Genomic DNA, 13,060 nt, shown 5'->3' on the forward strand with positions numbered 1-13,060 from the left:
TAGATATTGCTATTGCATCATTGGCAAATAATGCACCACCTGCAACAGCTTGAAACCTTAAACTTGCATCTGCTGCAAAGCTTACTGAACTAACTCCGAGAGCATTGTTTAGATTTGAACTATGATGTATCACACTTGTATTTCGGACTTTCCGTAAATGAGATAATTTACTCAATGACCCAGCCCCTCCAAACGCCGCAGAACCTATATCTACAGTGTAAAAGACTGCTGTCCCAGCAGTGTCTCCAAATAGCCCTGAATAAACATTTCTAGCCCAATTGGAATCAGTCCAACCAGCCCCCTGAGCAATATTTGCAACACCTTGAGCGGCAATAATTAAACCAGGTGCACACCCGACTAGAGTTGATAAACACAAGCCAACACCCCCAGCTACTTGACCAGCTCCACCAATAACTTGTAATGTAGGTGCAGCGGAATCTAAACCGTCAAAGAATCTATCTGAGAAGCTTTTCTCTTCAGCCTGGTCATGCATTTCATCATTAAACGCCCTAGAAAACGCTCCCGTTACAGCACCATTGGCAAACTTACCACCACTAACAGCAGAAGCCGTACCGCCTACAACAGCCGCAGCTATTACACGTCTAATTCTATTACCAGCATCCGACCAAGCAGCTTTTGCAGCCCCATTAATTTTCCCACCTATACTATCAATAGCTTTTGAAAATGCCTGTGTAACGCCAGCCGCCGCAAACCCATGCCCAAACTTGCCTCCCTGTAGGACACTCATCACACCACCAACTGTCCCATGAGCTGCAACTTTGGCGAAGTACGCGCCACTTCCAAAATCACCACCCGCAAATGCAGTACCGACACCATAAAACGCAGCGGCGCTGAATGCCCCAGTTAAAGCTCCTTTGAGAATATTCCCCCCATTTACTGCGGCACCTACCCCTCCTACAATTGCACCTAGCCCTGTAGCGCCCCAAAACGAAGTGACAAAGGTGCTTGCTGCTCCATTAGTTGCTACTATTAATATTGCACCAACAATAAGCCCTGCAAATTTCTTAAGCTTACTAAAGAAGTAACCACTCGGATCGGTATAACTCAACGGGTTATTCAACACATAAGAATAACGGTTATAGCTCTGCGAATTACTAGGTGCCTGAATATGTGGATCAGCCTGCAAAAACCTCCCCAACGTTGGATCATAAATCCGACCATTCATATGAATTAATCGTATGGGTAATTAGATGCAAAAAGCTCCGAGAACGGAGACTTTCACCTCAATATTACAAATGATCCAAACTAAATTATTTTCTCAAATGCTCTCAGCTTTGAAACAAATCTAGGTAATTGTTGACGCAATAAACAGTCGAGATAGTCATCTACTGACATAGGTGGTCTTTTGAGAGCCCCTCGTTGTTTTTGTGCTGCTTGAATTGCTGCACTTGGACTAAGTTCAAACATATCAGACAAAAACGTATCTGGGTGTATTGCTGAGAGTTCATAAGTAACTAGCTTGTTGTCGGGAAAGTCTTTTAGATTAAAAGTGATAATGCCTTCAGCTTGTCCTTTAATAGCTGCCGCTACAACATGCCTGTCATCTAAATCCGGCAGTTCAATACTTTCCACAAGAGAATCGTAACCTTCAACTAAACAATCAGGCATGTGAGCATCCATCAGTTGTCGGGTTCTCTCCAACTTTCTTCTGTCCAAACTAGGATTGTTCTTTATTAAATTTCTTATCCACTCATCATGAATTTGATCAGTCCAGCGAGCTCGATACAAACCTGTTTGCGCAAGATAAAGTAAGTAGCTTCGTAATGGTGCTGGATACATCACACATGCATCCAGAATAACCGTGTAAGTTGCCATTTAAGTTTTAATATCCCAATTCTAGTTCCTGATCGAGAGCGGTTAATTCATCCAAAGAGGCTAGGCGTTTTTCGTCCATATCCTGCTTAAATTTCATTACATCAACAAAGGCTACTTTACGGCGATTACCTTTTCTTGAATGCATAATATCACCTGCATCCAATAATTTAATAAAGGTCGGGCGGGACATATTCAAAATGTCAGCTGCTTCTTGCGTAGTCAGTTCAGCATGAATAGGCGTAATATTCACACTATTGCCTTGGCCAAGCTGTGTTAACAGCTCAATCATAAGTTTTATTGCGCTAGCAGGAAGCTGTAGCTGATGGTTTTCACCATCTTTTCCCACTACATTAATTTGTTGTACATCTCCATTCGCTTCCATGACCGCAGAAAGCTCTTGGCTGCTTAATTTTGCCAAAGCAATCTCTTCAGCACTTGGCAAAGAACGTACATTTAACATTGTCATTTTATTCGCCACTTAGTTGTTGTTTAATTGTTTAATTGTTTAATTGTTTAAAAAGTCTGATCTATGTATTCACGATTACAATAGCTTTATCAACCATTATTCGCAATATTCGCAATCATGTCAAGTTATTCGCATTATTCGAAATAAATTTCAGGCTTCCTAAACGAAGCCTGCCTACTCATATCAGTGCGGCTGGATGGGTGTTACCATAAACCTCCCTTAATTTTACCATGCTCACATGTACATAGATTTGTGTTGTTGATAAATCAGCATGCCCTAAAAACTCTTGAACATGCCGAATATCCGCACCTCTATCGACCATATGGGTAGCTGCTGCATGGCGATATTGATTGCACGCCCCACCTTTACGTATATCTGCTAACTTGATGTATTTGGCGACTAACTCTGACAATTGTGTAGGTCTAAAAGCTTTGCCGTTATTCGCCAAGAACAGTGTTTTACCTGAGTGCTTATTGGCTAACTTAGGTCTAATTTTTTTCAGGTATTGGTAAATCATAAAACAACCCTGTTTTGCAAAAGGAACATATCGGTCTTTGTCTCCTTTACCTTGGTATACCCGTAATTGATGTTGCTCAAAATCAATGTCGTCTACCGTCAATTCACCCAGTTCAAATCGACGAATACCTGATGCGTAGTAAGTTTCCATAATCGCCCTATCTCGAATGCCTGTTTTCCCATAAAGCGAGGCTTGATTAAGTACTTTCTGCACTTCGCTTTCGCTTAAAACTGGCTTGGGTAGTCGTCTGCCTAACGTTGGCAATTCAAACTTTTCGAAATGATTGTTGGGAATAATGTCTTTAATGAACAAGGCACGTAAAAACACCCTTACAGCGGTTAGGCGATTCCGGCGTGTGCCTTTACTCAAAGGCCCATCATTTTGTGGTTTACGGTACTTATTGAGATACTGCTGATAACTATCTAATACATCAACACTGACGTTTAACACATTGTCGATTTTTACTAGACAACACCACTGTTCAAACAGCGCTAAGTTAAATGCCTTACCTTTGACCGTTTTCTCACTTTGGTCTTTGGCTCTGCAATATTGAAGGTAATAGGCAACGCAACTATCAATCTTGCGGGTATCAGGTTTAATCAACATACTGACCTCCTAACTCTGACAATGTAAACTGCATCAATTCGGTATATACATCTTGTCGATACCAATAGATGGCGTTTGGTGCATTTCGCCTTACTCGTTTGCCAAGCTTTACCCCACACGCTGATATAACATCACCTCTATCATTAAAAACGGGTTCAACCACACAACCTCGAAGCAATTCATGTCCCGTTTCTTTGATTAAACCTAATCTTCGCATGCTGCCTCTAAACGCCGCCCCATCAGAAGTAACAGAACGATCAATGTTGCGGTTAAGCGTACGGTCACAGTAGCCAAACTTCCCCGTTACAATAAGCGTTTCAGTCAAACCAGACGCTACCAACTGTTGGTAAACCCTTGTATTACTCACAAGCTGTTGATGGTAATAATCAAATAGTTGATGTAGAAAAATATCATCGACATTCACTTCAACCATCATGGTTTCGAATTCAGGAACAAAAAAATCATCCATTTTTAGCCCCTTCACTTTGAAACGTATGTTTCTTCTTGAGAGCCGCACCTTTCCTACGGCGATATGAATCAGTATCCCAATCCAACATGATTGCATACGACACAATTCTATCTAACACCGAATCTGCAACTACCTTATCTTGAAAAGCATCATGCCAAACATCAGTCGGATATTGAGAGGTAATAATTAAAGATGAGTTTTGATCTCGCATTTCAATGAATTCAAATAGCAAATGACGCTCTTCACTCGATAAATGCTGAATACCCCAATCATCAATAAGTAACACTCTGACTCTCGCAAGTTGCCTACGCAACTTCGTGAGTTCCTCATTTCCGGCCCGCTCAGCCATTTTTAAACGACGAATAAGTGCAGGAAAATGAATATACAAGGCGGTATAGCCTTGTTCGATGACAGATTGAACCAAAGCGCATGCTAAGTGTGTTTTACCAGCCCCTGTTGGGCCTGCAATAATAATGTGCTGAAAATTCGCTATCCAATGGCACTTGGCTAGCTGAGTAAGTACCGAAAAATCAACGGCTCGATGGCTTTCCTCTTTAAAGTCCTCCAACGTAGCACTATTCCAGCGCAACTTAGCGGACTTCCTTAATCGACCCACTTTTAGCATATGGTCACTATCTATCTGTAGTTGCAACGCAGCGCGAAAACACTCATATATATCGATAGTATCGACTGACTGGGCTATATGATCTATAAATGCTCGGTACATTGGCATCAATCTCTTTTGCTCACAAAGCTCCTTGATGTTTGTAAGTACGACGTCATTACTAATTGCTGCCATAGTATTGCGCTCCCCTGATATTTTTATGTTTAGGCAAAACTAAGGTGGTTTGCGTTTCGTCATTATCTGAATGTATATCTGTTTGCAACACCATCTCAAATTCCTGAACCTGCGTAATGACATGTCTATCCGCATATTTGCAAGCACTTATGAACGCGTCATCTTCATAGCGCTTATAAAGCTTCTGAATAAAAATACAGGCTTTGCCAGCTGGGCGAGAGTTATCGGAATTCACTCTCTCATATTGCCGTTCCACCAAATTGGCAACACTCTTATCAATTGCATTTGCCCAATCCATAAAGTGTGTTTTATTTTTATGAGATTGCGCAAGGTGAGTAGGTGATTTATGAATATCAAGCATACTCTTTTGGTTAATACCCGAGAGTATGTCGTGTGTCGCAATCACATCATATTCGTGAATAACCTGTAGCTTATCTTCGGTGACTTCTATGGTCACTTTTAAGTTTCGCTGCTGATAAGGAATACTGTATTGATTGTTTGCATATGTCACAGTACAGGCAGCTGAGGCAATTTGTGTAAAGCGCTTATCAAATGGTTGGTAAACATGTGTTGGCAGAGTTTTAGAGGCAGGTTTTTCATGCTCATTAAATAATGCGTTACGCGACACTTTGATTTTTTGCAATGGTTCATCATTAAGCTTCTCTATCTCAGATAACAAGTGCACATTAACCTGTTCAATAGACGTAAAATGTAGTTTACGCATGGGCACCAACACTCTATTTGATATATGTTGAACGCCTTTTCAGCCTTTGCATTTTGCCTTGGGCTCCCTATTTGGGAAGTATCCACCATTAAGTCGTAGTGCCACGCCATGCATTGTGCTTGCTCGGTTAGTGTTGCCACTAATCCAGATTTTTTAACCATTTCACCATTGTCAAATTGCACAACACATGGGCATACATCGAAGTGCGTGAAGGCTTTTGCAAAGCCCCTAACCCAATCATTAGTGGTATGCCTTTTACTTGCAACGGCGAACATGCGATTTGAATATCCCCACACAGCAACAAACACATCTAACAACTCGGGCTTTTGTGGGGACTCAGGATAGTAAATAAGCTTAATACCCGCATAGTCTGCGCAAAGCACTTCACCAGGCTCATATTCGAACAAGTACTCAAGTTTTGATTGTTTGATTTCTTGTCGCACTAAGAAATAAAAATGCGAAATACTTAATGCTGTTGATGGGTCTTGTGCGCGGTAGCTCAAATAAATGGTTTTTATTTTAAGCCCTAATTTTTTCGGCCGCTTTGCTGCTTCATTGATAATTAATGCAATAGGCGGCCTGCGTTTAGGCATCATTTTGTTTATCATTTTAGGATAAAACAAGCGCATAAGGTCACTGTCAGATAGGTCAAGCAAACCGATATCAGGAGAATCTTTACATATTGCTAGCAACCTAGATGCAGTTCGGTTGACGGTTTGATGTGAGCAACCAATAAATTCGCCAATTTTGCGGCTCGATATTGAAGCGAGCAGTACACGTTTGTTTAGCAGGTCATTTTTACAACCTGCTTGAACTGTTTTTTCTCTTAGGCGCTCTAATACGCGCACTAAATTTCTAAAATTTTGTGGATTAATCATAATCTACCTTTGTGTTATTAAATAAAACAAAGGCGCAGGTAAACAAACGAAATTTTGACAAATCAAAAAAATCGTCTATTCTGTATACATCGGTCTCAAATTCGATGTTTACTTAGAGCCCTGCGGTCGCCAAACTTAGCAGGGTTTTCTGTTTCTGCGCCACCTTAAATTTTCTTTTCGATAAAACCTCCTGAATCAATGTTATTTATTTTTTGTGTCGCCAGCCATTTAGCCACGTCACGAGAAAGTGCAAATTTTCCTCGGCGATTTTCTATGTTGAATACTTCAACTGGCATCGTATTCCTTGAGCAAGCCTGTCTGAAAGCATGCGCACTTGGAAAACCTAGTGCGGTGTATAACTTAGTACCAAATAAAAGCGGACCGATATCACGATAAAGCTCCCGTTCAATATAGTTGGCCAATTCTTCAATATCATCGTTTGTCATCAACACGCTCTGTTACGCAAAAAAGTATTACTACTCTTATAACCAATTTTTTCAGATTGGCAATGTGTCACGCTTCGTTACGCATTACTCACGGATTTTGCTATATTTGGTGATGAAATATGGCTAAGTACGTTGTTAACATTAGTTAATTATAATCTGGCGTTACTTCTAACTAGTGTAAATCCGTTAAAAAATCATCGATAACCACAGGAGAAAACGGTGAAAATAAGTATAAAAATTCTACTTATTTATTATTTTGCATAAATTAGCTAAATTTTGACCGACTATCCGCATCCCAAGAACATTCGGCACTTGGCAACGCTGACTACTTATTCCTATGCGTGTGAAAAAGTAAATATCGAGTTCAACGGAAATCAGATGTGTGCGTATTTTTCTCCCGCGCCACAAAGCCGGTCAGGTCTTTTCAATAAGCATATGAATGGCATGAGGCCATCACTTGATACCTTAAATAACATTGATGCAGTAGCCAAAGGTACCTTAATGGTTTTTTACTCACCAATCTGGGACGCAATGCAAGCGCTTGAACAAAACAATATCGACACCTTTGCTACTTTAGAAAAACAAGATATCGATGTGCTTACTCTACTGTTTGAATCTGAGCGTGATTACGATAGAGCGTTTATTTTCAAACCGATAACTACAAAAACAATATTGGATTTGAGACGTCTTTCAACAGAGAGCGCGCTTGCAGCCCTGATAATGCTTCGCCAAGAAAAAAGAACAACCCAACAGCTTCCTTACATACCAAAGGTTTTCTTAGACGAAGTAATTTACTTGTTTCTTATTAATCTGCTGGCGTGTGATGTAATCCCTTACACATGTTATGCAAAATATTGCTTTAAATTTCTAAGTGATACATTTAATAGGGAATCTACAATCTTTGCCAAAAAACCATTTCAAGAAACATTAGTTCGCGAAAATGTAATAAAACGCCGAGAGGAAAAAAGCCTATTAACAAAATTCAGACGCTCTTGGACTGATGAAGAGTATATGATTTTGCTAAATCGGATGGACGAGGGCCATCGCAAACTTATTGAGGCTGAGCTTGCAGTTATTCGAGATAAGTACAGCGAATTCAATGCGTTTGAACTGAGCAAGGTTAAGTCACAAGGACTTTACTGGGCACTAGCTAAAATTAACCGTATCAGCCCAGAGATCGATAGATTTAAATTACATTCAGATGGCGAAAAATTCATTCTTCAAAAGCTTTGGAGTTAAAAATATATTGTGAATTCAGTATACTTACAAACCTTAACTGGTCCAAATCAATCAACAAGCTGGTCCAATCAAATAATTAACATGTTCCTATCAAATATTGGTAACAGTCCATTTAACCGTACTTAGCAAATACTACTTATTGATGTTTTAACATTTCTTTCTTAAAAAATGCACCCTGCTGAGTGGGTGTAAAGTCCCAGTCGCTGATCATAGTGGGTGACCAATCCGGATCAAATACCCATGCTACCCACGAGATATTTCTATTTTGCATAAATTCAATAATATGCGGGCCATAAGAACCGTCGTTTATTACCGGGATATGCGCCCCTTTACCGTCGGCTTTTACCCAACCTAGTTCCGTCGCTATTATTGGATAGTCTTTGGCTGCAAATCCCCATACCTCATCCCATAAGGTAAAAAAGTTCTGTTTGGATTTGACCTTAGGTTTGGCTTTTTGTGGATAAGGATGAGCTGTGTAGGCGATTCCTTGTCGGTTAATAGGGTTTTGTTGGATTGGGCGCAAATCATATGCCCAGTTAAACCCAGCGACTAATGGAATGACATTTTTATCATGGGCATAAATAATATCGATTAATTGTTCATTGAACGCTTTCCATTCTAGCCAATTGGCTTTACCGGCTCGGCCACCTTGATCAGTTGGTTCATTAAACAGTTAATACACTGCCACTGTTGAAACGCCAGCATATCGAAACGCAATGTCTTCCCAGAAAGTCCGAGTTTCTTTCATCGTGGTGTCGTACATTGAGTGTTGGAACAACTCTACTGGCAAATAACCAATAGAATGCCAATCGATGATGATGTACATTTTTTGTGCATTTGCCCAAGTAATTGCTTGATCAATTAACTCAAAGTAGGCGTCTTTGCCATTGCCTTGCCAAGAGACTGGATGAATAGGTAAACGCACCACATTGGCACCCCAGGCTTTTAATTCTTTAAAAAGCACTGCTGACCATTGACCTTCGCGCAACAGTTTATCTGGGTCGGCAATGTTTACGCCTCTAAAAATAATCTGTTTACCCGACTCATCAACTAACTTGTTGCCTTGCACCGACACAAAGTCCAATTTGTTAGTTAATTGACTACTGTCAAATTGAGAAGGGTAGGGATTATCCCACCAACTTTTTTCACTCTTCGATGCTGGGTCTGCTGCTACTGCTACATTTTGTATGCTAACAAACAGGGCCATTAAGATGGCACTAAACAATACTGCTTTCATATTTACTCCTAGTTAGAGAGAGTTGCTACAACATTATGCTGGTTTGGATAGGTCGCAGGATCGATAACATCGCCATCAATTTTTTGACCGTCAATTTCAAGTTGAATCTCGCCTTTACTCAAACCTAATGGGTTGCGTAATTCAATTTTATAGGTTGCCCCGCGGAACGTACGACTCATTGTGACTTTGTCCCAACTTGGCAAAATACAAGGCTCAATACGCAGACCAGCATATTCAGTGCGAATGCCTAAAATATACTGTGTTGCAGCGTAATAATTCCATGCAGCGGTGCCAGTTAACCATGAGTTTTTCGCTTCACCCGGGTTAGCTGAATCGGCGCCCGCAATCATTTGGCTATAAACGTAGGGTTCAGTTTTATGCAACTGATGTACGTCTTGTAAAAATGCCGGGGTAATTTTGCTGTAATACTCAAAGGCTTTTTCACCTCGACCTAACATGGCTTCTGAAATGGTGATCCAGGGGTTGTTATGGCAAAAAATACCGGCGTTTTCTTTATAACCTGGTGGGTAAGAAGTGATCTCACCTATGTACTTGTTATAACCGGTAAACGCTGGCTGATTAAGCATAATGCCGTAATCTGTTGATAAGTGTTTTTCAACTGACTCCATGGCTTGTAATGCTTTGCCATCATCAAAGCCTATGCCTGCCATGGCACAAAAACCCTGAGATTCGATAAAGATTTTACCTTCAACATTGTCATTGCTGCCTATTTTGTCGCCGTTGGCGTCATAAGCTCGCAAAAACCATTCACCGTCCCAGGCATGTTGTTTGATGGTTTCGCGCATTTTATCCACTTCAACCAAGCAACTTTTTGCTAGTTCGCCTTTTCCAATGCGATGACACAAATCTACAAACTCTTGGCCATACAATACAAATTGCCCTGCAATCATCACTGATTCGGCTACTTTAGAATCACCGCGCTGAGTGGTTTGATAAGACTCATTTGGATTTTCTGAGAAACAGTTTAAGTTAAGGCAATCGTTCCAGTCTGCACGGCCAATTAATGGCAATCCATGTGGTCCAAGATTATTGACTACATGATTAAATGCGCGTTCTAGGTGAGTGAAATGGCTGGCTGTGTTGTTCAAGTCACTGTCAAAAGGCACCACTTCGTCTAATATGCTGAAGTCACCTGTTTCTTTAATATAGTTGGCTGTAGATAACACCATCCACATAGGATCGTCATTAAAATTGCCACCAATATCAGCATTACCTTTTTTGGTTAATGGTTGATATTGGTGATAGGCCGAACCATCTTCTTTTTGCGTGGCAGACAAGTCTAAAATACGCTCTTTGACCTTTTCTGGCACCATATGCGCAAAACCAATGGTATCTTGATTTGAATCTCTGAATCCCATACCACGGCCGATACCTGATTCATAAAATGACGCACTGCGAGACAGGTTAAATGTCACCATGTTTTGATATTGATTCCAAATATTTACCGCTCGGTTGAATTTGTCATCGGGGGTTTGTACTTGAAATTTGTTTAGTAAATTATGCCAATAGTTATTTAGTTTATTTAACTCTTGGGTCACTTTCTCATCACTGTCAAAACGCTCACTTAACGCTTTAGCAGGGGCTTTATTGATCACATTAGGTGCAGCCCATTTTTGTTCAGGGTCGACTTCGCAATAACCTAAAGTGAATACCAAAGACTGGCTTTCACCAGGCGCTAGCTTCATTTTAAGGTGATGAGACGCTATAGGAGACCAGCCTCTTGCAATTGAATTGCTTGCTTGGCCCTTTTCTACGGCTAAAGGCCGATCAAAACCTCTGTATGGACCTAAGAAGCTTTCTCTATCGGTTTCAAAACCATCTAATTCACGGTTGACTGAATAGAAGGCATAGTGGTTGCGGCGTTCGCGGTATTCAGTTTTGTGATAAATGGTGCTGCCTTCAACTTCTACTTCACCGGTAGACAAATTACGTTGAAAATTGGCACCGTCATCCTCTGCATTCCATAAACACCATTCAATGAATGAGAAAACATCTACCGACTGTTCAGTATCATTATTATTGGTGACCACCAAACGATGTACTTCTGCTTTAGTATCAAGGGGAATAAAGCTGGTGACTTCTGTCGCAATGTTATTTTTGCTGGCATCAAAGCGGCTATATCCCATACCATGACGGCATGTATATTCATCTAGCTCAGTATTGACAGGGCGCCCAGTGGCTGACCAGTATTCACCATTACAACCTATATAGAAATAACGCCCACCATTGTCTAAAGGCACACTGTTATAGCGATAACGAGTCAATCGACGAAACTTAGGATCGCGATCAAAGCAGTAGCCGCCAGCGGTATTGGATATCAATCCATAAAAACCATCATTACCTAAATAGTTTATCCACGGAGTAGGGGTGTAAGGAGTTGTTATTACATACTCGTAATTTAGATCATCAAAATAACCAAATTTTTCATTGTTATTCGTTGTTTGTTTAGACATGGTTATTCATCTCTTTAGGTAATGGTTGATACAAATTTATTAAATACATAGATCGTCCTTGAATCATTCAGCTGCCGGGTCAGCGGCATTTCGACGACCGACTAATTCTTCGTTCATCTGTTTCTGTTTTTGTTCTGTGATGGGGTAAAACACCATGAGTGCGGCAGCTGCAAGACCAAATGCAGCTGGAATAAAGCTCATTAATAAGGTCATGCCAGGTAGTGACGCTTCTACCGTACTAGGGTCCATACCGTTATAACCATAACTAGCCAGTACCACTAACATCAGTGCGCCTGCAAATCCGCTACCTGTTTTTTGTACAAAAGTGCCAGCAGAATAAATTAAGCCAGTTGCCCGTCTGCCGTTACGCCATTCGTTGTAATCAGCAGAATCGCCAAGCATTGAGAAGAATAAGGTGGGCATCATGGCGGCAAAAAACTCAGCGCTACAACCAAGAATAAACATTTGCGTTACATCAGTTCCGGGTAGCCAATAAAAGCCAGTTGTCAGGATGCTGCTTAATAACAGGGCAATAATAAATAGGGTTTTTCTGCCTAGTTTATTGGCTAAATAACTGGTGCATAAAGCACCAAGAATAGACACCACCAACAGGACTACAAAATATTGTCCAACTAGTAATTCATCACCCACGTAATATTTAAAATAATACGCCACCACTCCGACTTTAATGCCGTTGAACATCATGGTTAGAAAGCCAATGCCGAGTAAAATTAACCATGGTTTGTTGGTGATAAGATCTAACATGTCTTGTTGAACACCAGATCCCGCTTTAGCAGAGCTTTTCTCATTCGCTTTAAGTAATCTGCGCACAAACCAAGTCATTACTGACATGACTACTACAAACAACACGCCTGTTTGCCAGTTTCGATAGTAGAAAAACAGAGTCATGACCATGAGAGGCAATAAGATAAAAGGTAGCTGTTTGCAAAGGTCGCGAAGTTCAGAACCGAGGCTTTTTTCAACTTTTTCAATAGGAACGACACGTTCTCTGGTAGAGGCAACTGAAATCACCATAAGCGCCATCAATAAACCGGCAAACACATACATTGTATATTGGTAACCTAGTGCATCATCTCCCTGTCCTAACATTTCTACTAGTTTAGGTAAGAACCCCATTACAAAAAGACCACCTAAAAAAGCGCCAGCAAAACGGAATCCAGACAGACTTGTGCGTTCTTTATCATCTTCTGTCATTACGCCCATCAAAGCAGAGTAGGGCACGTTGTTGACGGTGTAGGCTAACGTCAGGCCGATGTAGGTCACATAGGCATAGATTAATTTGCCATTAGGGGATAAATCAGGGGTGGTGAAACATAACACCATAAACAGGCATAAAAACGGAGTAGAC

11 protein-coding genes and 2 pseudogenes are annotated in these 13,060 nt (G+C 40.8%); 1 reads left to right on the forward strand and 12 read right to left on the reverse strand.

What is annotated here, in order from left to right:
* From QZ488_RS18815 to QZ488_RS18855, 9 genes and pseudogenes are all read right to left on the reverse strand, one after another.
* Positions 1 to 1,147 (reverse strand): annotated as a pseudogene (locus tag QZ488_RS18815) (hypothetical protein); the annotation flags it as partial.
* A gap of 119 nt (positions 1,148 to 1,266) precedes the next feature.
* On the reverse strand, positions 1,267 to 1,836 hold the full coding sequence (locus tag QZ488_RS18820; protein WP_293751624.1) for a PIN domain-containing protein: 570 nt from the start codon (positions 1,834 to 1,836) through the stop codon (positions 1,267 to 1,269).
* Between the two features lie 7 nt (positions 1,837 to 1,843).
* Positions 1,844 to 2,302, reverse strand: coding sequence for a helix-turn-helix domain-containing protein (locus tag QZ488_RS18825; protein ID WP_293751626.1), 459 nt, complete (start codon positions 2,300 to 2,302; stop codon positions 1,844 to 1,846).
* Positions 2,303 to 2,480: 178 nt separating this feature from the next.
* Positions 2,481 to 3,425: a tyrosine-type recombinase/integrase gene (locus QZ488_RS18830; protein ID WP_293751628.1), complete on the reverse strand. Its 945-nt coding sequence runs from the start codon at positions 3,423 to 3,425 to the stop codon at positions 2,481 to 2,483.
* Positions 3,415 to 3,894: a hypothetical protein gene (locus QZ488_RS18835; RefSeq protein WP_293751630.1), complete on the reverse strand. Its 480-nt coding sequence runs from the start codon at positions 3,892 to 3,894 to the stop codon at positions 3,415 to 3,417. The genes QZ488_RS18830 and QZ488_RS18835 overlap by 11 nt, the downstream gene beginning before the upstream one ends.
* Positions 3,887 to 4,693, reverse strand: a complete 807-nt coding sequence (locus tag QZ488_RS18840) for an ATP-binding protein (RefSeq protein WP_293751632.1) — start codon at positions 4,691 to 4,693, stop codon at positions 3,887 to 3,889. The genes QZ488_RS18835 and QZ488_RS18840 overlap by 8 nt, the downstream gene beginning before the upstream one ends.
* A complete protein-coding gene (locus tag QZ488_RS18845; RefSeq protein ID WP_293751634.1) occupies positions 4,680 to 5,417 on the reverse strand; it encodes a hypothetical protein in 738 nt (245 codons plus the stop codon). Before QZ488_RS18845 ends, QZ488_RS18840 begins: the two co-directional genes overlap by 14 nt.
* Complete coding sequence (locus QZ488_RS18850; protein ID WP_293751636.1) at positions 5,357 to 6,295, reverse strand: hypothetical protein; 939 nt, start codon at positions 6,293 to 6,295, stop codon at positions 5,357 to 5,359. Before QZ488_RS18850 ends, QZ488_RS18845 begins: the two co-directional genes overlap by 61 nt.
* 164 nt (positions 6,296 to 6,459) lie before the next feature.
* On the reverse strand, positions 6,460 to 6,741 hold the full coding sequence (locus QZ488_RS18855) for a hypothetical protein (RefSeq protein WP_293751638.1): 282 nt from the start codon (positions 6,739 to 6,741) through the stop codon (positions 6,460 to 6,462).
* A gap of 312 nt (positions 6,742 to 7,053) precedes the next feature.
* On the opposite strand from QZ488_RS18855, the gene QZ488_RS18860 reads away from it, so the two are divergent.
* On the forward strand, positions 7,054 to 7,980 hold the full coding sequence (locus QZ488_RS18860) for a hypothetical protein (protein WP_293751640.1): 927 nt from the start codon (positions 7,054 to 7,056) through the stop codon (positions 7,978 to 7,980).
* A 136-nt stretch (positions 7,981 to 8,116) separates the two neighbouring features.
* Here QZ488_RS18860 and QZ488_RS18865 read toward each other — a convergent pair.
* The 3 genes and pseudogenes from QZ488_RS18865 to QZ488_RS18875 form a co-directional block, all read right to left on the reverse strand.
* Positions 8,117 to 9,217, reverse strand: a pseudogene (locus tag QZ488_RS18865) (cellulase family glycosylhydrolase).
* An 8-nt stretch (positions 9,218 to 9,225) separates the two neighbouring features.
* Positions 9,226 to 11,691 (reverse strand): glycosyl transferase, encoded by a 2,466-nt coding sequence (locus QZ488_RS18870; protein WP_293751642.1) that lies wholly within the window; start codon positions 11,689 to 11,691, stop codon positions 9,226 to 9,228.
* Between the two features lie 63 nt (positions 11,692 to 11,754).
* A partial coding sequence (locus QZ488_RS18875; protein ID WP_293751644.1) for an MFS transporter occupies positions 11,755 to 13,060 on the reverse strand: 1,306 nt, incomplete at its 5' end.

This window comes from uncultured Paraglaciecola sp. (assembly GCF_913020055.1).
Taxonomy (GTDB): Bacteria; Pseudomonadota; Gammaproteobacteria; order Enterobacterales; family Alteromonadaceae; genus Paraglaciecola.